This is a genomic window from Flavobacterium tegetincola DSM 22377, from assembly GCF_000425485.1.
Lineage (GTDB): Bacteria > Bacteroidota > Bacteroidia > Flavobacteriales > Flavobacteriaceae > Flavobacterium > Flavobacterium tegetincola.
Genome location: NZ_AUDN01000015.1, coordinates 81,985 through 106,964 on the forward strand (window position 1 = coordinate 81,985; position 24,980 = coordinate 106,964).

Annotated in this window: 27 protein-coding genes and 1 tRNA gene; 16 read left to right on the forward strand and 12 right to left on the reverse strand. The window is 34.2% G+C overall.

Translation table 11 applies throughout. The features are described 5' to 3' along the window. Positions 1–98: 98 nt before the first annotated feature. The gene (locus tag H602_RS0103305; RefSeq protein WP_026976732.1) at positions 99–575 is read left to right on the forward strand and encodes a hypothetical protein; all 477 of its coding nucleotides are present in this window, start codon (positions 99–101) and stop codon (positions 573–575) included. Here the strand turns inward: H602_RS0103305 and H602_RS0103310 are convergent. Beyond that, on the reverse strand, positions 568–1,329 hold the full coding sequence (locus tag H602_RS0103310; protein WP_026976733.1) for a C40 family peptidase: 762 nt from the start codon (positions 1,327–1,329) through the stop codon (positions 568–570). The genes H602_RS0103305 and H602_RS0103310 overlap by 8 nt on opposite strands. 94 nt (positions 1,330–1,423) lie before the next feature. Continuing rightward, positions 1,424–2,602 (reverse strand): acetyl-CoA C-acyltransferase, encoded by a 1,179-nt coding sequence (locus H602_RS0103315; RefSeq protein WP_026976734.1) that lies wholly within the window; start codon positions 2,600–2,602, stop codon positions 1,424–1,426. A 237-nt stretch (positions 2,603–2,839) separates the two neighbouring features. Between H602_RS0103315 and H602_RS0103320 the strand changes: the two genes are divergently transcribed. The 3 genes from H602_RS0103320 to H602_RS0103330 all read left to right on the forward strand — a co-directional run bounded on the left by H602_RS0103320 (position 2,840) and on the right by H602_RS0103330 (position 5,903). Beyond that, positions 2,840–3,715 (forward strand): DUF808 domain-containing protein, encoded by an 876-nt coding sequence (locus H602_RS0103320; protein ID WP_026976735.1) that lies wholly within the window; start codon positions 2,840–2,842, stop codon positions 3,713–3,715. Positions 3,716–3,738: 23 nt separating this feature from the next. Continuing rightward, positions 3,739–4,617, forward strand: a complete 879-nt coding sequence (locus tag H602_RS0103325) for a DUF808 domain-containing protein (protein WP_026976736.1) — start codon at positions 3,739–3,741, stop codon at positions 4,615–4,617. Positions 4,618–4,733: 116 nt separating this feature from the next. After that, positions 4,734–5,903, forward strand: coding sequence for a proline dehydrogenase family protein (locus tag H602_RS0103330; RefSeq protein ID WP_026976737.1), 1,170 nt, complete (start codon positions 4,734–4,736; stop codon positions 5,901–5,903). Between the two features lie 40 nt (positions 5,904–5,943). Here H602_RS0103330 and H602_RS0103335 read toward each other — a convergent pair whose 3' ends face one another. Genes H602_RS0103335 through glmM form a run of 3 tightly spaced genes read right to left on the reverse strand, consistent with a single transcriptional unit; the run spans position 5,944 to position 8,309 of the window. After that, positions 5,944–6,261 (reverse strand): CCC motif membrane protein, encoded by a 318-nt coding sequence (locus H602_RS0103335; RefSeq protein WP_026976738.1) that lies wholly within the window; start codon positions 6,259–6,261, stop codon positions 5,944–5,946. Between the two features lie 9 nt (positions 6,262–6,270). Continuing rightward, positions 6,271–6,921 carry a peptide deformylase gene (gene def, locus H602_RS0103340; protein WP_026976739.1) on the reverse strand — a complete coding sequence of 217 codons (651 nt, stop codon included), beginning with the start codon at positions 6,919–6,921 and terminating at the stop codon, positions 6,271–6,273. Beyond that, positions 6,921–8,309 (reverse strand): phosphoglucosamine mutase, encoded by a 1,389-nt coding sequence (glmM, locus tag H602_RS0103345; protein WP_026976740.1) that lies wholly within the window; start codon positions 8,307–8,309, stop codon positions 6,921–6,923. Before glmM ends, def begins: the two co-directional genes overlap by 1 nt. Before the next feature lie 92 nt (positions 8,310–8,401). Here glmM and H602_RS0103350 point away from each other — a divergent pair, with 92 nt between their 5' ends. The 6 genes from H602_RS0103350 to H602_RS0103375 all read left to right on the forward strand — a co-directional run bounded on the left by H602_RS0103350 (position 8,402) and on the right by H602_RS0103375 (position 14,422). Further along, positions 8,402–8,989 (forward strand): acyl carrier protein phosphodiesterase, encoded by a 588-nt coding sequence (locus H602_RS0103350; RefSeq protein WP_026976741.1) that lies wholly within the window; start codon positions 8,402–8,404, stop codon positions 8,987–8,989. An 89-nt stretch (positions 8,990–9,078) separates the two neighbouring features. Continuing rightward, positions 9,079–10,872 (forward strand): chloride channel protein, encoded by a 1,794-nt coding sequence (locus H602_RS0103355; protein WP_026976742.1) that lies wholly within the window; start codon positions 9,079–9,081, stop codon positions 10,870–10,872. A 128-nt stretch (positions 10,873–11,000) separates the two neighbouring features. Beyond that, entirely contained in the window at positions 11,001–11,441 is a 441-nt protein-coding gene (locus H602_RS0103360) for a KTSC domain-containing protein (protein WP_026976743.1), read from the forward strand. Positions 11,442–11,779: 338 nt separating this feature from the next. Further along, positions 11,780–12,934 (forward strand): TlpA disulfide reductase family protein, encoded by a 1,155-nt coding sequence (locus H602_RS0103365; protein WP_026976744.1) that lies wholly within the window; start codon positions 11,780–11,782, stop codon positions 12,932–12,934. Positions 12,935–13,042: 108 nt separating this feature from the next. Beyond that, the gene (locus H602_RS0103370) at positions 13,043–14,167 is read left to right on the forward strand and encodes a TlpA disulfide reductase family protein (RefSeq protein ID WP_026976745.1); all 1,125 of its coding nucleotides are present in this window, start codon (positions 13,043–13,045) and stop codon (positions 14,165–14,167) included. A 174-nt stretch (positions 14,168–14,341) separates the two neighbouring features. Further along, positions 14,342–14,422 (forward strand) — tRNA-Tyr (locus H602_RS0103375). Positions 14,423–14,479: 57 nt separating this feature from the next. On the opposite strand, the gene H602_RS0103380 is transcribed toward H602_RS0103375, so the two are convergent. The 5 genes from H602_RS0103380 to nirK form a co-directional block, all read right to left on the reverse strand. Further along, entirely contained in the window at positions 14,480–15,763 is a 1,284-nt protein-coding gene (locus H602_RS0103380) for an alginate export family protein (RefSeq protein WP_026976746.1), read from the reverse strand. A gap of 29 nt (positions 15,764–15,792) precedes the next feature. Further along, positions 15,793–16,398 (reverse strand): SCO family protein, encoded by a 606-nt coding sequence (locus tag H602_RS0103385; protein WP_026976747.1) that lies wholly within the window; start codon positions 16,396–16,398, stop codon positions 15,793–15,795. A 22-nt stretch (positions 16,399–16,420) separates the two neighbouring features. Then, positions 16,421–17,203, reverse strand: coding sequence for a formylglycine-generating enzyme family protein (locus tag H602_RS0103390; protein WP_157504849.1), 783 nt, complete (start codon positions 17,201–17,203; stop codon positions 16,421–16,423). A gap of 137 nt (positions 17,204–17,340) precedes the next feature. Beyond that, positions 17,341–17,595, reverse strand: a complete 255-nt coding sequence (locus H602_RS0103395) for a hypothetical protein (RefSeq protein WP_026976749.1) — start codon at positions 17,593–17,595, stop codon at positions 17,341–17,343. Between the two features lie 90 nt (positions 17,596–17,685). Beyond that, positions 17,686–19,110, reverse strand: coding sequence for a copper-containing nitrite reductase (nirK, locus tag H602_RS18100; RefSeq protein ID WP_245574909.1), 1,425 nt, complete (start codon positions 19,108–19,110; stop codon positions 17,686–17,688). 603 nt (positions 19,111–19,713) lie between these two features. Here nirK and H602_RS0103410 point away from each other — a divergent pair. Continuing rightward, a complete protein-coding gene (locus tag H602_RS0103410; RefSeq protein ID WP_026976751.1) occupies positions 19,714–20,097 on the forward strand; it encodes a pyrophosphohydrolase domain-containing protein in 384 nt (127 codons plus the stop codon). A 47-nt stretch (positions 20,098–20,144) separates the two neighbouring features. Here H602_RS0103410 and H602_RS0103415 read toward each other — a convergent pair whose 3' ends face one another. Next, positions 20,145–21,212, reverse strand: coding sequence for a branched-chain amino acid aminotransferase (locus H602_RS0103415; RefSeq protein WP_026976752.1), 1,068 nt, complete (start codon positions 21,210–21,212; stop codon positions 20,145–20,147). Between the two features lie 260 nt (positions 21,213–21,472). Here H602_RS0103415 and H602_RS0103420 point away from each other — a divergent pair, with 260 nt between their 5' ends. From H602_RS0103420 to H602_RS0103435, 4 genes are all read left to right on the forward strand, one after another. Beyond that, entirely contained in the window at positions 21,473–21,964 is a 492-nt protein-coding gene (locus H602_RS0103420; RefSeq protein ID WP_026976753.1) for a DUF4920 domain-containing protein, read from the forward strand. Next, positions 21,964–22,407 (forward strand): hypothetical protein, encoded by a 444-nt coding sequence (locus H602_RS0103425; protein ID WP_026976754.1) that lies wholly within the window; start codon positions 21,964–21,966, stop codon positions 22,405–22,407. The genes H602_RS0103420 and H602_RS0103425 overlap by 1 nt, the downstream gene beginning before the upstream one ends. Next, positions 22,408–23,076, forward strand: coding sequence for a tRNA (5-methylaminomethyl-2-thiouridine)(34)-methyltransferase MnmC2 (mnmC2, locus tag H602_RS0103430; RefSeq protein WP_026976755.1), 669 nt, complete (start codon positions 22,408–22,410; stop codon positions 23,074–23,076). A gap of 100 nt (positions 23,077–23,176) precedes the next feature. Continuing rightward, on the forward strand, positions 23,177–23,371 hold the full coding sequence (locus H602_RS0103435; protein ID WP_026976756.1) for a hypothetical protein: 195 nt from the start codon (positions 23,177–23,179) through the stop codon (positions 23,369–23,371). 27 nt (positions 23,372–23,398) lie between these two features. On the opposite strand, the gene H602_RS0103440 is transcribed toward H602_RS0103435, so the two are convergent. Beyond that, entirely contained in the window at positions 23,399–24,340 is a 942-nt protein-coding gene (locus H602_RS0103440; RefSeq protein WP_026976757.1) for a LysR substrate-binding domain-containing protein, read from the reverse strand. 109 nt (positions 24,341–24,449) lie between these two features. Here H602_RS0103440 and H602_RS0103445 point away from each other — a divergent pair, with 109 nt between their 5' ends. Continuing rightward, positions 24,450–24,929 carry a Dps family protein gene (locus H602_RS0103445; protein WP_026976758.1) on the forward strand — a complete coding sequence of 160 codons (480 nt, stop codon included), beginning with the start codon at positions 24,450–24,452 and terminating at the stop codon, positions 24,927–24,929. Positions 24,930–24,980: the final 51 nt, after the last annotated feature.

Genomic DNA, 24,980 nt, shown 5'->3' on the forward strand with positions numbered 1-24,980 from the left:
TAGTTGCAAAACATTCTCATCCGGGAATGTTTTGCTATTTTATACTGAATTTTTTGTATATTTAGCTTTGATTCTTATCGCAAACAAAACGCATCACCATGAAACATAGAGTTCTTGTAGTAATTTTTTTGATTTTTGCATTTACCGCTTGTAAGGAAGAGGAAAACGAACCTTTACCAATTCCAACAGTGCAGGAAGAAATGGTGGCGAACGAATCTCAAATTGTGTGTTATCAAGGAATTGTTAAAAAGGATACTTTTAATCTCTCTTTCCAAATTGACTCCAGTCAAAAAGTTTCAGGTGAGTTGGCCTACCTATTTTTTGAAAAAGATAAAAATAACGGAACTATTGCTGGTCAAATGTTTGGCGATACATTGAAGGCCAATTATACTTTTATGTCTGAAGGTTTAAAGAATGTCCGCGAGGTTGTTTTTCTTAGAAAAGAAAAAATTTTAATAGAAGCTTACGGAGATGTTTCGGAGACTGAGGGTGAGACCAAGTTTAAAGATCCAAAAAAAATGCATTTTGACAGTGCTACGGTTTTGTCTGAAATTGAATGTCCGGAAGCTAAATAATTCGCTTTATGACACGCAACTTATGCGTATGCCTGTTTGTTTCAGCATTAAAAATGCCTAAATGATCCAGTCGGTCAATGCGGACTTTGCCACTTGCATGAATAATATAATTATCATTCATTATAATTCCAACGTGGATGATTTTACCTTCTTCATTATCGAAAAATGCCAAATCTCCTGGTTCACATTCTTCTATGAAACTTAACGCTTCTCCTAATGTAGATTGTTGAGATGCATCGCGCAAAATAGAATATCCATTTAATTTGTAAACCATCTGTGTAAATCCAGAACAATCAATTCCAAAAGGCGTTTTGCCACCCCAAAGATAAGGAGTATTAAGATATAAAAACGCGGTTTCAATCAATCGATCTTTGGGATAAATTCCTTGAGACTTCAGTCCTTCAAATAAATAATTTGCACTATTAACCTCTGGAAAATCTAAAAAAGAAATTGATGAACCTAAGGGTATTGGAATCAGTAAATTATCCTTTGTAGAGATGTATTCTACCAAGTCATTATTTAGCACGATTGGTGCTTGGGTAATTTTTAAATACTGTTCTTCTGTAATTATTCGGGCTTGTTTGCTATCAATCCAACCTTCATACTGGTCGTCATGCAATTTGATCCGCAACCAATTTTTAGTAGTTTCAAGTATTGCAAAGCATTCGCCAAAGAGTACTTGCGATACAATTTCACTTCGGTCGTTTGCTTCAAAACGTAGCGGTATGTTGGCGAGTTCACAAATTCCGAACATGCAATTGGATTTAAAAATAAATGATGAGTCTTAAATAAAGATTGAAAATTAATTCATTTTATTTAAAACCCATCAATTATAAAATATTATTTTATTAGATTCTCTCGATAACTATTGCCGAAGCGCCACCACCACCGTTGCAAATTGCAGCAGCTCCAGTTTTTGCATTATTTTGTTCCAAAACGTTAAGTAAAGTAACTATGATTCGTGCGCCTGAACATCCTAGAGGATGACCCAAAGAAACGGCACCACCATTAACATTCACTTTATCATTTTCTAATCCTAAAATTTTAGAATTTGCCAAACCAACTACAGCAAAGGCTTCATTAAATTCAAAATAATCTACATCGCTGATTTTCATTCCCGCTTTGTCTAATGCTTTTGGTAAAGCTTTGGCTGGAGAAGTTGTAAACCATTTTGGTTCTTGAGCAGCATCTGCATAACTTTTAATGTAAGCAAGTGGCTTAATTCCCAATTCCTTTGCTTTGTCTTCGCTCATTAAAATCAATGCTGCAGCCCCGTCATTAATAGTAGAAGCATTTGCAGCTGTCACAGTTCCGTCTTTGCTAAAAACAGCTTTTAATGTAGGTATTTTATCTATTTTTACGTTGCTAAATTCTTCGTCCTTGTCTACGATTAGTGCATCACCTCTACGTTGAGGAACCGCTACAGGAACTACTTCATTAGCAAATTTACCTTCGCTCCATGCTTTTGCAGAACGCTCGTAAGACTGAATGGCATAGTTGTCCTGATCTTCTCTTGAAAATTTATATTCTGTTGCACATAAATCTGCACAAACGCCCATTGCATTATTGTCGTATGCGTCAACAAGTCCATCTTTTTGCATTCCATCCACCATTGTTGCTGGACCAAATTTATTTCCGTTTCTCATGTGAACGTAATGCGGAATCAAACTCATGTTTTCCATTCCTCCTGCAACTACAATTTCTGCATCGCCAGCCATAATAGCTTGAGCACCTTGCATAACTGCTTTCATTCCAGAAGCACAAACTTTATTTACAGTAGTTGCTGCAACTTCGTTTGATAAACCAGCCAAAAGCGCTGCTTGTCTTGCTGGAGCTTGACCAACACCTGCTTGAACCACGTTACCCATGATTACTTCATCCACTTTTGATGGATCTAAATTTATTTTTTCCAAAGCACCTTTAATCGCTGCAGCACCTAATTGTGGAGCGGTAACCGTTGATAAGGCTCCCATAAAACTTCCAATTGGTGTTCTAACAGCCGATACTATAACTACTTTCTTATTCATTTTAAAGTCGATTTAAATTTGTGTTGCGAAATTACTCAAATTACATCGATTTCGGAATACTTTTATGCTAAATTTACTACTTTATGGTTTCAATTTTCATTAAGTATTCAACGCGTAGACGGATTAGTAGTATTGTATATTTCCTGAATCAAATTTGAGTTAATTAAATTTATTTTTTATATTTAGTATATCAATTACAAACAATAGTACTTTTACACTTTAAAATAAAATACATTTATGGCTTCAGGATTTTTTGCGTTACTCGATGATATTGCACTATTAATGGATGACGTTGCAGCAATGAGCAAAATTGCAACAAAAAAAACAGCGGGAATTTTAGGAGATGATTTAGCAGTAAACGCCGAAAAAGCTTCTGGCTTTGTTTCCACAAGAGAATTACCTGTATTGTGGGCAATTACAAAAGGTTCCGCCTTAAATAAACTTATTATTTTACCTATAGCGTTTCTTTTGACGGCATTTCTTCCGTGGCTGATTGATGTTATTTTAATTTTAGGTGGAATTTATTTAGCGTACGAAGGTGCCGAAAAAATATACGAGTATTTTTTTCCCCATCCTACTACAAAAAAAGTAGAAATTTTAGAGGAATTAACAGAGCAACAAATTTTAAGTTTAGAAAAAGGGAAAATTAAATCAGCAATTCTGACCGATTTTATTCTTTCTGTGGAAATTATTATCATCGCTCTAGGAACCGTAACGGGCCAAGAACTTTCAATGCAAATTATTGTGGTAAGTATTGTGGCCTTTATTGCAACTGTAGGAGTTTATGGTATTGTAGCACTAATTGTTCGTATGGACGAAGCAGGTTACAAATTAATTCAATGGAGCAATGGAAAGAATAATTTGTTACAAAAACTAGGAACCCTTTTGGTTAAAGGATTACCTCGCGTTATTCAATTTTTAGCTGTTTTAGGAACACTTGCTTTACTATTTGTATCTGGTGGAATATTTTCGCACCAAATTCCTGACTTTCATCATTATTCAGAAACCATTCCGGCTTGGATACTCGAATTTTTTCTGGGTTTATTTGTAGGTTTAATTTGCGTTTTTGCAATGATGCTTATCAAAAAAATATTTGTAAAAAAAAACAGTTAACATTAATTAAAACACAGTAGGAAATGGCATCAGGATTTTTTGCACTTTTAGATGATATTGCCAGTTTAATGGATGATGTTGCCCTTTTAAGTAAAGTTGCAGCCAAAAAAACAGCTGGAATTTTAGGAGATGATTTGGCGGTAAATGCCGAGAAAGCGTCTGGCTTTGTGTCATCAAGAGAATTACTCGTTCTTTGGGCTATTTCTAAAGGATCATTGCTTAATAAGGCCATCATTTTACCTTTGGCTTTTTTACTTACGGCATTTATTCCGTGGCTTATCAATGTGGTTTTGGTTTTAGGTGGGCTCTATTTAGCTTACGAAGGTGCTGAAAAAATAATGGAATGGATTTTCCCTCATTCACAGTCGGAGAAACACGAGGAAATTAAAGAATATACCGAAGCAGAAATTTTAGCCCTAGAGAAAATTAAAGTGAAAGCTGCAATTGTAACTGATTTTATTCTTTCCGTAGAAATTGTTATCATTGCTTTGGGAACTGTTGTTGGACAAGAATTTTGGTCGCAAGTTGTGGTGGTAAGTTTAATTGCTTTGGCGGCAACTGTTGGCGTTTATGGAATTGTAGCGTTAATTGTCCGAATGGATGAAATGGGATACCGAATGATCAAATGGAGCAAAGGAAAAAATAACTTGTTGCATAAGTCTGGAACAATATTAGTAAAGGCGTTGCCTCGCGTTATTCAATTTTTATCTATTGTTGGAACGATAGCTTTATTATTTGTTTCTGGCGGAATCTTTCACCATCAAATTGAATTTCTGCACCATTACATTGATTTTATGCCAGATTGGATTGCTGAATTTTTAATGGGATTGATTGTAGGAATACTCTGCGTTTTATTGGTTACAACCTACAAAAAGATTTTTAAAGGAAAAGCAGTTTCTTAATTATTTTAAGACGTCCAAATTCATTTAAATTTCACTTTTTCACATAAAAATCGGCGGTAGTTTTTGGAGATTAATCAACAAATACTGATTATCTTTGCACCTTTATTATACTTCTTATGGACAAAATATTCAACAATACTCAAATTGCATTTGCTTTAAAAAGTGATACCGAATTAGATCGTGCTTATTTTTTATTCAAAATGATTTCAAATCAGCCTTTGGTTCGTATCGGAACAGCGGTTACCAATTTTGCCATTAAGGCACATTTACCAGTTGAAGGATTAATTCGGGCTACCGTTTTTGACCATTTTTGTGGTGGAATAAACGAGGTGGATTGTCTTTCTGTGGTGGACAAAATGGCTACAAAAGGCGTTTCTTCGGTGCTGGATTATTCGGTAGAAGGAAAAGAGGAAGAAGAGCAATTTGATGCTGCTCTAGAGATGACAATGAAAACCATTGATTTTGCTGCTGAAAAAAAGGCTATTCCTTTTGCTGTATTTAAACCTACAGGATTTGGCCGTTTTGAATTGTACGTAAAATTAGGAGAAGGTAAAACGCTTTCTGAATCAGAGCAAAAAGAGTGGAATCGGGTAGTGGAGCGGTTTGAAACGGTTTGCAAAGAAGCGCATAAAAAGAATGTCGCCTTATTGATTGACGGAGAAGAAAGTTGGATGCAAGATGCCGCTGACGATTTGGTAACCGAAATGATGCGAAAATACAATAAGGAAAAAGCTATTGTGTTCAATACACTTCAAATGTACCGTCACGATCGTTTGGCTTATTTGAAAAAAGTTCATGACGTGGCTGAAGCAGAAGGATTTTTCATTGGAATGAAAATTGTTCGTGGTGCTTACATGGAAAAAGAAAATAAACGTGCGGAAGAAAAAGGATATCCAACACCAATTTGCGTTTCAAAAGAGGCGACCGATATTAATTATGATGCTGCTGTAGATTACATGTTGCAACATTTGGATCGCATGTCCATTTTTGTAGGAACACACAATGAAACAAGTTCCTATAAAGTAATGAATCGAATCAGTGAGTGGAATTTAGACCGTAATGACAACCGCATTTGGTTCGGACAATTATACGGTATGAGCGATAACATCAGTTATAATCTTGCCGCTTACAATTATAATGTGGCCAAATATTTGCCTTTTGGACCTGTTAGAGATGTGATGCCGTATTTGATTCGTCGTGCGGAAGAAAATACGTCTGTAGCTGGACAAACCAACCGTGAATTAGAGTTGATTAAAGCAGAACGAAATAGAAGAAAAGGAAAATAAAGAAAAAGGCTGAATTTTAATTCAGCCTTTTTTTTGTGGATTATGTTCCTGAATGTACTGCTGCTGCAGCTAGTGGAAAAAGGAACGAACCTAATACGGTAAGATATATTATAACTATTAGTAAAAATACTGAACCTACGCAAAGTCCAATAATGCCGCAAATTCTTCCTGCGTTTAAGTTTTGAATTCCTTTATAAAGTTCGGGATTAAGATGGTATAACTTCAGATCTTTGTTTGACAAAACCAATGCAATGATTCCAAGTACAACTCCAAAAACACCATAACAAAAACTCAAAACTATAGAGGTAATTCCTAGTACCAAAACCGCAGTGGCGTTGGGTAAATCTCTTTTTTCCATTGTATCTAATTATTGTCTTCTTATTACTTTTTCCAAATATAGTTCGACATTTGGGTTCAATTGGGTAAATTCATTTTCTTTCTGCTCCTCCAATCGGTCTGTAAAAAGTATCCCGTTAATGTGGTCGTATTCGTGTTGAAAAACAACCGCTGTAAAACCTTCTACCATTTCTTCATGAAAATTGCCTTCCTGATCCCAATATTTTATTCGTATGGTGTAATTTCTAAAAACATCGCCACGAATATCAGGAATTGAAAGGCAACCTTCGACACCTTTTCGCAATAATGCCGAACGCCAAACAATTTTTGGATTCACATAAAATTCAAAAGGTTCTCCTTCTTTATCAAAACGTTGAACCCAAAAAACGTTTCTGTTAATGCCAACTTGAGGAGCTGCAATTCCAATTCCAGGATTTGCAGGATCACGCATGGACAGTAACATTCTTTGAGCTAAAATAGGCAGCAATTTATCCTTTAAATTAACATCTGCAGAAGCGGTTTTTAAAATAGTAAGTTCGTTTTCGTTCGTTGTTTGAATGACTTTCATCATCGTTGTTGCAGCGCCAGATTGAATCAGCTCCTTTTCGGCTTTGTTGAATTTTTGAGCAGAAAGAACTGTTACTGTTAAAAGTGACACTAGTAAGAAGGTTGATTTTTTCATTAAATTCCTGCAATCGCTTTAATTTCATCTATAATTTTGTGTGCTAAATCATCTGCTAATTCCTGCGTTCCCGCTTCTGTATAAATTCGGATAATCGGTTCAGTGTTTGATTTACGTAAATGAACCCAGTTTTCTGCAAAGTCAATTTTTACACCGTCAATAGTGGTAATTTGTTCTGACTTGTACTTTTCTGTCATCGCTTCTAAAATGGCATCAACGTCAATTTGAGGGGTCAATTCAATTTTATTTTTACTCATGAAATACTGTGGATAAGAAGCTCTTAATTCAGAAACTTTCATCTTTTTGTAAGCCAAATGTGTCAAGAATAAAGCGGCACCCACCATTGAATCACGACCGTAATGCGACTCCGGATAAATGATTCCACCGTTTCCTTCGCCACCAATAATGGCATTATTTTTTTTCATTAATTCCACCACATTTACTTCACCAACGGCGCTAGCTTCATACATTCCACCATGCTTTTCAGTAACATCGCGCAATGCTCGAGAAGACGACATATTGGAAACTGTATTTCCAGAAGTTTTACTCAAAACGTAGTCAGCAACTGCAACTAAAGTGTATTCTTCGCCAAACATTTCACCGTTTTCACTAATAAAAGCCAAACGATCTACATCAGGATCTACTACAATTCCCAAATCAGCCTTTTCTTTAACCACCAATTCAGAAATATCAGTCAAATGCTCTTTTAAAGGTTCAGGGTTGTGCGGAAAATGACCGTTCGGTTCACAATATAATTTTACTACTTCAACACCCATTAGTTCTAAAAGTTTTGGAATGATAATTCCGCCAGAAGAATTTACGGCATCTACTACCACTTTAAATTTAGCCGCTTTCACCGCTTCCACATCTACCAATGGTAAATTTAAAACTTCATCTACATGAATATCCATGAAGGCATCGTTTGACGTAATCTCTCCTAAATCATCTACTTCAGCAAAGTTGAAATCTTCGTTTTCGGCAATTTCTAATATTTTTGCTCCTTCGGCACCATTCAAAAATTCGCCTTTTTCATTTAATAACTTTAAGGCGTTCCATTGCTTCGGATTGTGACTTGCCGTCAAAATAATTCCACCATCTGCCAATTCCAACGGAACGGCTATTTCTACAGTTGGCGTTGTAGACAATCCCAAATCAATTACGTCAATTCCTAAACCTATTAAAGTATTGACTACCAAATTATGAATCATTGGTCCTGAAATTCTAGCGTCTCGACCAACTACAACAATCAGTTTTTCTTTTTTTGAATAATTTTTAAGCCAAGTTCCATACGCAGAAGCAAATTTTACAGCATCTACTGGAGTAAGATTTTCGCCAACTACACCACCGATTGTTCCTCTAATTCCTGAAATTGATTTTATTAACGTCATAAGTTTGATTAGTTTTACTACAAATATAATAATTGCATTGAGTTTTTATTATATTTCACGGGCTTTCTATTAGAAATTACTATCTTTAAAACATGAATTTTTTAGCACACGTCTTTTTATCAGGAACAAATGACCATATCAAAATCGGCAATTTTATGGCGGACGGTATTCATGGGAAAAACTTTGATGAATTTCCACTGGATGTTCAGAAAGGAATTCGCATACACCGCGAAATTGATAGTTTTACCGATTTTCATCCCATTTTTCGTCAAAGTAAACACCGTTTACATGAAAGATACGGTCATTATTCAGGTGTAATTATTGATATTTTTTACGATCATTTTTTAGCAAAAAATTTTGCGTCGTACAGCGATATTCCACTCGAAATTTTTATAAGTGATTTTTATACGGTTTTAGATGCTAATTTTGAAATCTTAACGCCGCGATTTAAAACGATTCTGCCGGTTTTAAAAAAAGAGAATTGGTTTTTATTATATGCAACTACTGAGGGACTTACCCATATTTTATACATGATGGACCGAAGAACCAAGTTGCGCTCCAAAATGCAATTTTCTATAGAAGAATTAGAATTATTTTACTCCGAATTTGAATCAGAATTCACGCTATTTTTTATCGAAGTACAAGCATTCGTTAAAGAAAAAATGTTGGAATTGAAATAAAATTTGTGTTTCAAAATCCGATTTTAAAACCATTCCTTGCTGATGCTTTAAAAAACGAGTAACTTCGCGATTCTTCCATAAAAAATAGCATGTTACGACTTATCAAAAGATATTTATACAAGATAGAATCATTACTGGCTTGGGCTCAAACCAAATTTTCCAACAAACAATTTATTTTTGTTGCAAGTGTTTTGGTGGGTATTACCGTGGGTTTTTCAGTTATTATCTTGAAATCTTTTGCACACTGGGTTTTTACATTTGCAACTTACATCAATGGAATAATCAAATTGAGCTACATCAATAGTATTCTGCCCGTTATTGGAATGCTACTCACCGTTTTTGTAGTTGATAAAATTTTAGGCGGAAAATTAGAAAAAGGGACGTCTCAAATTATGTATGTCGTGGCAAAAAAAGCGAGTATTATGCCTAAAAGGCAAATGTATGCTCAGATTATAACAAGTTCGTTAACTGTGGGTTTAGGAGGTTCTGCTGGATTAGAGTCGCCAATTACGGTAACTGGAGCCGCCTTTGGTTCTAATTTTGCACTTCGCTACAAGCTGAGCTATAAAGACCGAACCTTACTTATAGGATGCGGAGTTGCTGCCGGAATTGCTGCTGCATTTAACGCGCCAATCGCTGGTGTTTTGTTTGCCATCGAAGTTTTATTGGTAGACGTAAGTATTGCAGCGTTTACTCCAATTATGATTGCAGCGGCAACTGGCGCTTTGGTTTCTGCAATAGTTCTTAAAGAAAATATTTTACTGTCTTTTACAAAGCAGCAAATTTTTGATTACACCAACATACCGTTTTATATTTTACTCGGTTTGATCATTGGTTTAATCACAATTTACTATGCAAGATGGTTTCAAAGGATCGAGCATTTTTTCACCAGATATGAAAAGAAACCGTATAAAAGAGCGTTAATAGCAGCCTCTTTCTTAGCTGTTTTAATATTTATTATTCCTACTTTATTTGGTGAGGGATATGAAAGTATCAAGACATTATCTGAAAGTGATCCTGGAATTTTACTTCAAGACACTTTATTTAGTGAGTTTCGTGACAATAAATGGGTGTTATTAGCTTTTGTAGGTGCTGCGGCTTTTCTGAAAGTTTTTGCTACAGGACTGACTTTAGGCGGTGGTGGAAATGGAGGTAATTTTGCTCCTTCATTATTTTTAGGATCCTATGTCGGCTACTTCTTTTCGCAGCTAATTACTTTAACGGGTTTGACTAAATTGCCTGTCAGCAACTTTACAATTGTAGGAATGGCAGGTGTTTTGAGTGGATTATTCCATGCACCATTGACTGCAATATTCCTTATTGCAGAGATTACTGGCGGATATAGTTTGATGATTCCGTTAATGATTGTTTCTTCCATCAGCTTTGCCGTTTCTAAGCGTTTTGAAAAACATTCGATGGATGTAAAGCATTTGGCAAAACGCGGACAAGTTTTTACCAGTAATAAAGACAGTAATATTTTGTCAACGATAGATACCAATTCACTTGTTGAAACCGATTATTTTACAATTTCGCCTGACGAAAATTTAGAGAAATTGGTCGACCTCATTTCGCATTCCAATCAAGTCATATTCGCGGTAGTCAATGAGGACCAAGAATTATTGGGAATTGTACATTTTAATAATATTCGAGAAATTATTTTCAGCAACTTTAAAGTGAAATATACTTCAGTAAAGGAAGTGATGCAAAAACCGGGAACGATAGTGTATCCTTTTGATAACATGGAAGTGGTAATGAAAAAATTTGAGCAAAGCAAGATGACTAATTTACCGATGGTTAAGGACGGAAAGTATTTTGGATTTATTTCAAAAGCTGTTGCCTTAGAGTTGTACCGTGCTAAACTACGTTCGATGACCATCGAGTAATTTTTCTGTAAATTTTTTTTTACACAAGTTGCACGCTATTAGAAAAAAACTACCTTTGCAAAAAATTGTGAAAGATTAAAGACACCGAATTTCTTTATATACTTAATTGCAATTTTGCTATTTTTATTATGAAAAGAATCGTTGAGTACAGAAAGTTGTTAAGTGTTGATAAAACAGTTACGTTAAAAGAATTGAAAACCATTTATCGCAATGCGATGAAAGAAAGTCACCCAGATAAATTTTCTGGAGATGATGCTGGTTTAAAAGCGGCAGAAGAGCAAAGTAAGTTGATTATTGAAGCATACCACCAATTGGTAAGCATCAATGGAGAAACTATTGCGCAAATGAAACCAGAATTTACAGCAACAGTTTCGGCTGCAACTATTAAGGATTATAAATTTGTTGAAGGACGTTTAATCATTGACTTTTCAAACGGAAGTGTTTATGAGTTTATCAGTGTGCCAAAAGCAACTTATGTAAAAATGGTTAATGCAGAATCGCCAACACGTTTTGCTAAAAGACATATTTTTAATGCTTTTCCATGGAGAAAAACAATCAATCAAGAATAATTGCATTGCAATACTGATTATAAAAGGATTTAGTTGAAAAACTAAATCCTTTTTTTTTGCGAAAAGAAATACAGTTGAAGTTCTGTTTTGACGTTAATTATAAGGATTTCAAATACAACTCGAATTAAAGCTTAAATTGAATGCGCAATTCCTAAATTTTGCAAGTAATTTGGATCTTTTATCGATGCAAAATGAAGTTCGCAACATTTTAATGAACATCCGACTATAGTCTTATAAATAAATAGTATAAATAAATAATAAATTTTTAGAAGTTGTGCATGAAGCAGTATAAAATTAAATACTTTTGCATTCAAAATAAAAAAAATAATTTACGAAAAATGAAAAAATTAATTTTATCATTACTTGCGGTTGGTGCAATTGTTTCTTGTAATAAAGTAGGAAACAATGAATACGTAATTGAAGGAAATGGAAATGGTCTAAAGGATGGTTTGAACGTTTATTTGCAACAGCAAGATTCAACTGGTGCAGTGGTGTACTTGGATACGGTTCAGATTGCAAAAGGGAAATTTACCTTTGAAGGAAAATTGATCGAACCTACATTGTCTTTTATTGAAATTGATTCATCAAACAATAAAATTCCTTTTATTTTAGAAGAAGGTAAAATTACAATTGCAGTAAATAAAGATACTATTTACAAAAGTATCGTTGGTGGAACATACAGTAACGAACAATTGGTGATTTACGCTAAATCTACAGAGAAAATTCAGGAAAAAATTAGAAAATTCCAGGAAACAAACATGTCTAAGATTCAAACTGCTCAGATGACCAATGATACGGTTACAATGAATGCTTTGACAAAAGAATACCAAGTTTTTCAAAATGAATTTAAAGATGTTTCTTTGAAACACGTAGAAGATCATCCTAAATCTTACATTTCATTATTGTTTATCAGACAATTTTTAAACGATCCATCATTTGATTTGGCTCGTGCTACAAAAATGTATGAAAACCTTGATCCTGTTTTGAAAAACACGAAAGAAGGAAAAAGTATCAAGAAAGATTTGGACGGCGTTAAAACGGCCGAAAAAAAAAATGATTCTAGCGCCACAGCCGTAGAAGTTGGAACGGTTGCTCCTGATTTTTCTGCTCTAAGTCCAGAAGGGAAAGAGATTTCTTTGAAAAATTCGATGGGAAAATTGAGTCTTATTGATTTTTGGGCTTCATGGTGTGGACCTTGTAGAAAAGAAAACCCGAATGTGGTGGCTCTATACAAAGATTTTCATGCTAAAGGTTTAAACATTATCGGTGTTTCTTTAGATGAAAAAGCGGACAAATGGAAAGAAGCTATTGCAAAAGACCAATTGACTTGGACGCATATTTCAAACTTAAAAAGTTGGGAAGATCCAATTGCAAAGCGTTATTTTGTGGATGGAATTCCAGCTACTTTTTTACTAGATGAAAAAGGAGTGGTCATTGCAAGAGATTTACGTGGAGACGCACTTCGAGCTAAAGTTGCTTCGATTTTAAAATAAATTTAAAAGAAAGTCATGGAAACATGGCTTTTTTTATTGGCTTTTGTTTCCAATATATTTTTTGTAATATTAAACTTTTAAAAATAGTACTCAAATTAATTACTTTTTATGAACAGAATATTTATAATTTCTACCATTGCGCTTGGATTAATTTCCTTTACAAATCCTATAAAATCCAATTTTTCAGTAAGCGGAACTGCTACAGGAGTTCAGGATGGAACGATGGTTTATTTAGAACGTCAAGAAGACGGAAAAGGAATGATTGCCGTGGATTCTGCAAAAATTGCAAAAGGCGTCTTTACAATTAAAGGAATGGCAGTTGAACCGGCAGTTAATTTCATTCAAGTCAAAGGTATTGAAGGTAAAATTGCCTTTATATTGGATCAAGGAGCGATTAATATGACCATTTACAAAGACAGTATTGCTAAAAGTAAAATTGGCGGAACTCCAGATAATGACGCTTTGCAAAAATTCAATTTGTTTACGCAAGTAGTACAACAGAAAATGCAAAATTTTCAGACCCTAAATGCTGAAAAAATGCAGACGGCTCAAAAAAATGAAGATCAAGCCACTATCCAGCAATTAATGGATGAATTTGGCTTAATGCAAAATGAATTATTGGCATACACTTCTACGTATCCACAAAATAATCCAACTTCCTTTCTTTCTGTGCTTTTGTTAGATAATATGTTTAATCAACCAGAGGTAGATATTCAGAAAATTAAAACTGTTTATGGAAGCTTAACTGCAAAGTTGCAAAAAACAAAACCAGGTCTTTCCATCAAAAATAAAATTGATAATTATAAGGATATTTCTGTTGGAAATGTGGCTCCGGACTTTTCAGGACCTACGCCAGACGGAAAAACGCTTTCTTTAAAGCAAGCTATGGGAAAATTAACAATAATCGATTTCTGGGCGTCGTGGTGCGGTCCATGTAGAAAAGAAAACCCAAGTGTAGTTGCTTTATACAATGAGTTTCATGAAAAAGGACTTAATATCATTGGCGTTTCACTGGATAAAGATGGTGCTAAATGGAAAGAAGCTATTGCAAAAGACGGATTGACTTGGAGTCATGTTTCAAATTTACAATTTTGGACGGATCCAATTGCAGTTTTGTACAATATCAAAAGTATTCCTGCTACTTATATCATTGATGAAAAAGGTGTAATTATTGCAACTAATCTTCGTGGCGATGAATTAAGAGCAAAAATTGCTTCACTTTTAAGTAAATAAGTGGTTGATTTTACTGTGTTATTTAAAAAACTCCGCAAGGAGTTTTTTTTATGTCTTTCAGTATTAATCGTTTAAAAAAAAGTATGAAATTAAATGAAATAAATGTTTGCAAACATCAAAAACGTTGCTATATTTGCAACCGGTTTAAGGGATGTAACAGTTGCTTTTAACGCAGGGGAGATACTCAAGCGGCCAACGAGGGCAGACTGTAAATCTGCTGTGAAAACTTCGCAGGTTCGAATCCTGCTCTCCCCACAAAAGGAAAAGCCTGAAAGAAATTTCAGGCTTTTTTTATGGAATTCGATGGAAGAACTATTTGGTATTCTTGTACGATAGTAAATTTGGATTGAAGGAAATCATTAGATAAGCCCAGTTGTTATCGTTGTCTTTATTTCCTCCTTTAATGATCTCTAGCGATGTAGTTCCAAACATTTTTGAAAATCCGCCTGTAATGGTGATATTTTTATCCAACTTATAGATGCATGTTAAATCAATTTCAGTTCCTAGATTTGAATTCGCTGCATCTGCAGTAATTGAATTAATAATTGGTGCAGCGCTGTAAAATAAATGAGGAGCTATTGCAAACTGTAACTTGTCTTTTTCGTAAGCTAACTTGCCGTAAAAATCTTTTAAACCAACGGTGTTTTTGTGATTACCTACATAAAAGTAGTCCATAAATCCATTAAATCCGTGGTTGGTTCCATATAAGGGAGTGAATGATTTTACTTTTGAGTCAGCATCATCTTGTGCTTTTCCAGATAAATATTCAAAACCAAGTTCTGCTTTAAGATTTGAATTGAATTTATAACCCAAATTTACCCCAAGATTGTACGCTAGAATAGCTTCTTTTTTGGTAACTAATGCTGTTTCTCCGGTTTGAAGGTAAACTCCTAAATCTCCATAAAACTTACTAGGTTGCCATTTATAAAAACCACCTAGAGTTTGCATATAGGCATTTTCAAAAAGTGCATCAGTCGTGTTTTCATATTGATAACCCGTATTCAAACCAAGTAAACTCAAAGAAGAATTTGTAAATTTTTTGTTTAACCAAATATATTGTAAGTTCTTGTATGTAGTTGTATAGGATGTTTCAATTAAACTTTCACTACCGTTACTAATGGCGCAAGCAAAATCAATTTGCATTTTATCTTTGGCATAATGAACGACTAAAGCATCGTGACTTTGTCCTTGTTGAGCCCAATCCAATCCACCAAAAATCCGTTGATTGTCGTAAGAGATAACTTGACGACCCACTTTTGCGGACCAATATGTATTTAAATCGTAAGAAAACCATGATTCAAATAAAGCGACACCATTTTTATCTGATGTTGCCGTAGTATTTACATCTCCCCAAACGCGAACATTTTGGAATGCAATTTTGGCTTTAATTTTTTCTTGTTTAAAGTCGAAGTTCAATCGAGATCGATTAGAAACGAATGAGGTTGGATACGTCCCGTCTTTCATCAATTCTTTGTAGCCATTACGGTATTCAAATCGAGGTCGAATTTGTAAATTGATGTCAAAATCTTGAGCAAAACTATCTACTGTTACCATTAGAATACTAATGATAAGTACTATTTTATAATAAATTTTCATGATTTTATTTAGTTTACTGAAGAAAAATTCTAATTTACTTTTGCTGCTTCTTCTTTTATAGTAGAAATAATTTTGTCATTATTTACTCCTAAACCCTCTTGTTGAAAAGCGAGTTCGCCTTCTGCATTAAAAACACTAATGATATTTGAATGAGAAAAATCTAATGGAGAAATTTTCTTGTAGTTGACAGCAAGAACTGCTGAAAATTCGCGAGTTTGTTCGTCATTTGAACGTAGAAACAACCATTGGTTATTATCCATTTGATTTTCTATGGCAAATGCTTTTAAGCGTTCTGGAGTATCAGTTTCGGGATCGATACTTATTAGAATGTATTGTATTTTATCTTTAAGGTCCTGGGGAACCTTTTTCTCGATATTTCTCATGTCGGCTACCAATCTAGGACAAGCAGCTTTGCAAGAAGTATAAATCATAACCATCACCAATACTTTTCCACGAAGTTCTTTCAATTCGATATCATTACCGTTCTGGGTAGTCCATTGTTCTGGTAAATTATAAATAGACATCTCTGAAATAGGTTTTTTTGCTATTTCTTCTTTAGTTGCTGCTTCTTCTACTTTTGATTGGCAACCAATTAACGAAATTGAAAATAGAGCTAATAGAATTATTTTTTTCATAATATTTTTACTTAAAAAAGATTTATTTTAAACTTTTAGCGCAACGAAAACCTAAATTTTTGGTAGTATAGCTAGCTTTTAAACTACCTCTGAATGCATATCGCATAAATGCGGCATAATTCATTAAATCTGTGGCGTTAATAGAACCGCTTCCACAAAATAAATTGGAGTCGGTATCTTTATCTTTGCGACTTTCGCCTGATAAAAATATGGAATTGAAATCGTATGTCCATTCCCAAACTAGCCCATTCATGTCATATATACCCCAATAATTTTTGTATGTTTGTCCCACTTTATTGGTGTACGTATTGTTTTTTTCATACCAACTCAAGATGTATTTATTAAAGTCTTCTTTTGAACGCGCATCAATTCTTTTTTCATCTGCCATTCCTACATATTCCCATTCATCTAAAGTAGGCAATCGTTTGCCTTGACATTCACAATATTTTTTAGCAGCAAACCAAGAAATATTCGTAACAGGACTTTGAGGGTCTAGTTTTCCAAAACTTAAATCATTTGACCACTCCGTAAGATACGATACGTTGGCAAAAATTCTTTTGATTTTAGATTTCCCATAAGCTGGATTGTATTTCACGAAAGTGAGGTATTCGTAATTGGTAACAGGATATATGTCAAGTAAAAAAGCATCTACTTTTAAGGGTAGTTTATCATCCGTTCCATATAGAGGCACGTAACTTCCAGCATTTATTCGTGCCATATTCTTTGGCACTTGAGCAAAAGTAATGGAAACTCCCATGAACATCATTAAGCAATATCGCATTAAATTTATTTGTTGAGTTTCCATTCTTTCTTGAATTAACAATTAACTATTAATTTATTTTTTACCTCGTAAGGCTCTGACCATTGCGGGAGTAACTTTTATTATGTTATTTCCCCAGCTACTGTAAACGTACGTTAATACATCTGCAATATGCTAGTCTTTTAAGTTTTGCGTTGGCATAACGAATTGATTTTTATGCCGTTAACTGTAATTGGTCCGTGTAATTCATTCATTACGGCCTTAATTGCTCTATTGGTATCTTTGTTAAGATAATCCGATTTAGCTAAAGGAGGAAATGCATTCGGAATCCTTAGTCCGGTAGCTCGGTGACGCGCTAAACAAGTTTTGGTATAAATTGCTTTTCCTATTGCACGGTCTTGAAAAGTGCTGACATTCGTTAGTTTATCGCCTGGCATAGTGAGGCTAAGTAAACTTCTTGCCATTTAAATAGACAATGCACTAAATATTATTGTTTTCATAGTATTAAAGTGTTGAATTTTTTAATTTTACTCGTGCATATCTTTAACCTTTACTGGAGGTTTTGCTCTTTGCGTAGTTACCATCGCAGGAGTAATAACTGTTTTATTGTTACCCCAACTGTTATAAACGTAAGTCAAAACATCAGAAATTTCTTGGTTAGTTAAGTTTTGGCTTGTCATAACTGAGTTGTATTTTTTGCCATTTACAGTGATCTCACCAGTTAACCCGTGTAATACCGCATCAATCGCTCGACCTGGATTAGCATTCAAGAAATCTGATTTTGCTAAAGGTGGAAAAGCATTTGGAATTCCTTGACCTTCCGCTTGGTGACATGCAAAACATGTATTTCCATAAATGTTCTTTCCATCTTTTACTTGTTGTGCCACTGTTTTATTTACAATAACTTCTTTTGACGAAGCAGTTTTTGGCATTGTTTGTACAGCTCCACCTTCTGGTAAATAAATACCTTCTTGTTTAGTTCCAGAATAAATTTTTGTGTTTTCAGGACCTTCTACTTTTAGCATTCCTAATGCACCTTTGTTAAACGCTCTAAAAATTGAGTGATCCACTAATATTAATGTTCCTGGAACTTCCACTTTAAATTCTACAATTGCAGCTCCACCAGCTGGTATTAAGGTTGTCTGAACATTTTCATTAATCATACTTCCACCTTCAATATGAACTCTGTCAAAAATTTCTCCAATCACGTGGAAGGAAGATACTAAGTTTGGTCCACCGTTACCCATGTAAATTCGTACTGTTTCTCCAACTTTTGCAGTTAGAGCGTTATCCCCAGTTAAAGCGCCTACTTTCCCGTTGAACACAACATAATCAGCTCTTTCTTCGATAGCTTTATTCATGTCGAATGCCTGCATTCCTTGATCACCATATTTTCCCTTGGTATAGAAATCCCCTTGCATTACGTAATATTCTTTGTCTACTTTTGGCAAACCGCCTTCTGGTTCAACTAAAATTAAACCATACATTCCGTTCGCAATGTGCATTCCGACTGGAGCTGTAGCACAGTGGTAAACATACAAGCCAGGATTTAAAGTTTTAAAACTAAAAGTTTTTTCATGTCCAGGAGCCACTAAAGAGGAAGTAGCACCACCTCCTGGTCCAGTCACAGCATGCATGTCAATATTGTGCGGCAATTTATTGTCGGGATGATTTTTTAAAGTAAATTCCACTTCGTCACCTACACGTGTTCTGATGAAACTTCCAGGTACGCTTCCGCCAAAAGTCCAATACATATATTTTGTACCATCTGTCATTTCACCTTCTTGCTCCAGAATTTCCATATTTACAATTAGCTTTTTAGCTGTTCGATCGCCAACTGGTGCGGGTACAAATGGAGGTGAAGTTAATTCAGCATTCATAGTTCCTTTAACAGAAACATCTAAATTATTGCTTTCAGGATCACTATTGTTCTGCTTACATGACAAACCCATGACACATGCAGTACTCAAAATCAGGGCTTTTTTTACAAAATTTGTCATAACATTTATATTAGTTAATATTGCTTTCTTTTACTATTGATTTACAAGACAAATTTACAAGACAAAGATGTTATTTAACATGACTTTTATCATGATTGTTAAATATTTTAGCGTTTTATTAAGATATTCTTGTAATGCTTTGTATACGCTGCTTTAACAATAATTTCCTAAACAATTCTTAAAATTATATAAACAAGACATAGTCTTGCTACAGGCGCCACACGCCATTTTTGTGAAAATTACGATACTATTGGAAAGGAAGCAATGCTAATAGATAAGACTGGGTACTAGAGATTAATCCTTTAAAAAAGTTTTAATGGCAAATAAAATCGCAATAAATAAGAAGAAAAATAAAAGGATAATGTACGATTTTTTATAAAAAACTGCGTGTATTTTTTTGTCTTTTAGGTAACTAAAGGTAATTACTGCGATAAATACTACTACAAATAGTGCTGCAAAAATAAGTTGACCCTGACTAAACATATTTATTTTTTTTGCAAAATTAATCAATAATTACCTATTTTTGGATACATCCAAATTATTAATTTTCAATTTATGCAAAAGCAGTTAGAAGGAGTAAAATTATTTCATCAAACGTTTAAAGTTGGTTTTAAAGATGAACCCACAGGCACTCTAGGCAATGCTAAAAATAAGTTGCGGTACGATTTGATGAAAGAAGAAAATGAAGAATATCTTAAAGCAGTCCAAGAGGATGATCTAGCGGAGATTGCTGACGCTTTGGGTGATATGTTGTACATTTTATGCGGTACCATTCTCGAGCATGGATTGCAATATAAAATAGAAAGTGTCTTTGATGAAATTCAGCGAAGCAATATGAGTAAATTAGGTATAGATGGTCAACCTATTTTTCGGGAAGACGGAAAAGTAATAAAAGGTCCTGTTTATTCCAAACCCGATTTTACTGAAATATTGAAATAAAAAAAAATCGCATTATCTACTTTTAAAGACAATGCGATTTCTAATTTTTAAACCTTTACAGTCCATCCAAAGGTGTCTTCGGCAAGATTGTATTGAATTTTATTTAATTGGTCTTTTAAATTTTGTGCAAATGAATCCGACGCTATTGGAAGTTCATGATATAAACCTTTGTATGAAAATCCTTTAATTGGACTCACTACAGCGGCTGTTCCTGCACCAAAGATTTCCTTCAAATCTCCATTTTTGCTACTTTCTAATAATTCTTCTACTAAAACGGGACGCACTTCAACAGACATTCCAGATTTTTCTGCTAAGGCGATCAAGCTTTTTCTGGTAATTCCATCTAAGATTCGATCACTTGTTGGAGCAGTTAGAAGTGTATCTTTAATTCTAAAGAAAACGTTCATAGTTCCTGCTTCTTCTAATTTAGTATGCGTTGCATCATCTGTCCAAATGATTTGCTGAAAACCTTCTTTATTTGCAAGAGCCGTTGGATAAAATTGTCCCGCGTAGTTTCCTGCCGCTTTTGCGGCACCAATTCCACCATTTGCTGCACGACTGTAATGTTCTGCTACAATTACTTTTACTTCTCCAGAATAGTAGGATTTTGCAGGTGATAAGATGATCACAAATCTATATTCTGCTGACGGAGAAGCAATCACTCCCGTTCCAGTAGCAATCATAAACGGACGAATGTAAAGCGAATTTCCCAAACCTTTTTTAACCCACTCTTTATCAATTTCAATTAATTGATTTAAGCCATCCAAAAAGATGTCTTCGTCAACTTCTGCCATAGCCATTCGAGCGGCAGATTTATTAAATCGTTTGTAATTTTCGTCAGGTCTAAAAAGCCATACTTCGTCATTTTCATCTTTAAAGGCTTTCATTCCTTCAAAAATAGCTTGACCGTAGTGAAAAACTTTTGAAGATGGATCCATTAAAAAAGGAGCATAAGGTTTGATTTCAGGCTTTTGCCATGCACCATTTTTATAGTCACATACGAGCATGTGATCTGTAAAAGTGGAGCCAAATGTTAAATTTTCAAAATCCACATCACTAATTTTACTTTTTAAAGCTTTTGTAATGTCGATTTGTATAGTAGATTTTGAACTCATATAAATTTTATTTTATTATTAAATATAAAAATTAGTGCCGTTTATCTCTAGTTTAACGGTGTATTTCTACATTTTGCTAAATTAGTAAATTAAAATACATAACCGTTTTAGCGCGAGAATATTTATCCTAAAATTATCCTAAAAGTAAGAAGCGCGGCATCTTGTTTAGACTGTTTTAAATTAACATTTTTACTCCTAATAAGTAGTACAAGTTTAAATTATCTCCTTACTTTTGTCAGCTAACCACTAAAATAAAAAACATGAAGAATATCTTTATTTTATCTTGCTCCTTATTAATATTGGTAAGTTGTAAAAAAGAAGAAGAGGTAAAACCTGTAGCCCAAGAAATTGCTTACGAGAGTTTTGGTGCAAAAATCGGTGCTGAAGATGCTCTTTCGTCTCAGGAAATGCTTGAAAAATATAAGAGTTTAAAATCAGGTGATACGATTGACGTCAAATTTAAAACTGTCATCAATGAAGTTTGCAAAAAGAAAGGCTGTTGGATGACAATGGAACTTTCTTCTGACCAAGAGGCTTTTGTGAAATTTAAAGATTATGCTTTTTTTGTTCCTAAAAATGCAGATAGAAGCGAAGCAATTGTAAGTGGAAAGGCATTTATGGATAGTATTTCGGTAAATGACTTGCGCCATTTTGCAAAAGACGGAGGAAAAACAGAAGCTGAAATCGCACAAATAACAAAGCCAGAAGTGAAATTTTCTTTCCAAGCGGACGGAGTATTGATTCAAAAATAATGAAGAAGATCTTATTGCTGTTTATTATTGCTTCCGTGAGTTTTTCGTGCATTAAAAAGGCTGAAGAAACGAACGTGGCTGAAGAAAAAAGTGGCACCGGAAAAGAATTTGAAATGTATAAGATGTCGGAAATGGCAATGCTTATGGAGCAAATGTACGTGGATAACGAGCAATTGCGTCAGCGTATTGTAAATGGTGACACTATCGGTAAATTTCCGAACCATTTTTTGAAGATACACAAGTCGGTAATGACGGATGAGCAAGAAAATGATGCTTTTTTCAAGTTACAAGCTGCTAATTTTATAAATGCACAAGAACTCATCTATGAAGATCCAAGTAATGCAAAAGAGCATTTTAATAAGGCAGTAGATGCTTGTGTGCAATGTCACGAAGTTAAATGCGGTGGTCCAATTCAAAGAATTAAAAAACTGTACATTAAATAAATGAAAAGAGAAATTGTAAAAACTTCTGATGGTTCTACAACGATTTACCTACCAGAATTGGAGGAAAATTACCATTCTAAACATGGCGCAATTCAGGAGGCAAAACATGTTTTTATTAAGAACGGCTTTGCAGAAAATAAAGCTCCAACAATTTCTATTTTAGAAATTGGTTTTGGAACAGGTCTAAATGCCTTTATCACATTCTTAGAGGCAAAGAAAACGAATCAAAAAGTAAATTACTCAGGAATAGAAGCCTATCCTGTACCTTTTGATGAAATTGCTCAGATGAATTATGTTATTGAACTGCAAGCTGCTGCATTTGAGACTGAATTTAAAAAAATGCACGATTGCGAATGGAATATAAATGTTAAAATTTCCGACGATTTTTGTTTAACAAAGCGGAAGCAATTTTTTAGCGAAATAGATGATGTTGAACAGTTTGATCTTATTTATTTCGATGCTTTCGGATATCGTGTACAACCTGATTTGTGGAGCACCGAAATTTTTGAGAAGATGTATAACTCTTTGAAGCCGGGAGGTAAGCTAGTCACTTATGCCGCACGTGGTGTGGTAAAAAGGAGTATGATTGAAGTTGGTTTTACCGTTGAAAAATTAGCAGGACCTCCAGGAAAAAGAGAAATGTTTAGAGCAACTAAGGCTGCGATTTAACATAATCCTTGGATTTTATTAACTTTTGGCTTGTAAAAGCTGTCGTAAAATTCAGTAGATTTGGTATTCAACAATTGTAAAAAACGGGAAGTCGGAAATTATGAAGAAAACCATGTTCAGTTACACAAAAAATGTATTGGAAAGAGTAAGTTTTGACCCATTACTCTTTTGCAAAGAAGTTAGAAAAGCGCTTAAAGTGTTATTGCCTTACGAAATCGAACAATTAAGAGATTGGTTGATGCAGTACACTGAGGAAAAACCAGAGTTGCAGCATTGTCAATTACTATTAAATTAATGTAAGAGAGCCTATTGGGCTCTTTTTTTATTTCTTAGATAGAGGACTTATAATTTGGACGTTATGAAACGCAATGGCGCCTTTCACTACTCCAGTTATTGTGTTTTTTAAAGCATCTATGATGTGAATTTTCAATTCTGTTTTAGGAAAAATTAAACTTATTTCTCGTGCAGGTTTTGGCTCTACAAAATGATATAGGTTTTTCTTGTCTTTTTCATTTAAATCTAAAGTATGAAGGAAAGGGAGTAAAGTTGTACCTAAACCTTCATTAGCAAGTTTTACTAGTGTTTCAAAACTTCCGCTTTCAAGTTGAAACGTATTTCCAAAATCAGCACCTGAATTTTTACAGAGGTTTAGAATTCCGTCTCTAAAACAATGTCCATCTTGTAAGAGTAAAATATCTTCAATGTTTAAGTCACTGATTTCAATTTCAACTTTATCTTTAATTTTATGGTTTTCGGGGATGTATGCTACGAAAGGCTCATAATACAGCACAATTTCTTTCAGCTTCTCCTCTTGCAAAGGTGTGGAAGCAATTGCAGCGTCCAGATGACCATTTTTGAGACGGTTGATGATTTCATCCGTATTTAACTCTTCAATAATAAGTTTTACTTTTGGATACTTTTTAATAAAATTATTCAAAAACATGGGTAGTAATGTAGGCATGATTGTTGGAATAATTCCCAATCTAAATTCCCCTCCAATAAATCCTTTCTGATGTTCCACTATATCTTTAATCCGATCCGCTTCAATAACGATATTTTTTGCTTGCGCTACAATTTTTTCACCAATATCAGTCAATTGAATGGGTTTCTTGGTACGGTCAAATATCTGAATTTTTAGCTCTTCTTCAATTTTTTGAATTTGCATACTTAATGTGGGCTGCGTTACAAAGCATTTTTCAGCTGCCAAAGTGAAATTTCGGTGTTCGGCTACAGCCAAGACATATTGAAGTTGAGTGATCGTCATTATAGTATGTTTTAGGCAAATTTAAGAAAACTATAAGTCTAAGTTCTGTTTGAAAGGATAAATATTTTGTAATTTTAAGGTACAAATTATAAACCTTTAAAAGTTAATTATGAAAACAAATATTTTAGGACTTCCAGTCAAAGCTTCAGAAGAAATGGTAACAGAATTGAACGTATTATTGTCTAATTTTCAAGTATACTATCAAAATTTAAGAGGAATTCATTGGAACATCCGTGGAAAAAGATTTTTTGAATTGCATGTAAAGTTTGAAGAATTGTATAACGACGCACAATTAAAAGTGGATATGATTGCCGAACGAATTTTAACCATTGGTGGTAATCCATTACATACTTTTGAAGATTACATAAAGCACAATAAATTGCAAGTGGGAAAATCCGTTTCAAATGATGAAAAAGCGGTTCAATTGATTATAGATTCATTATCAGACTTGTTGAAAATTGAGCGTGAAATTTTAAATAAATCAGACGAAATTAGCGATGAAGGAACCAATGCTTTGATGAGCGACTTTATTTCTGAACAAGAAAAAACAGTTTGGATGATGCGTGCTTGGGCTGAAGAAAGTTTGTAAGATCAAGCATAAGTAAGAATTGAAGAGCCATTTCACAATTGAAATGGCTTT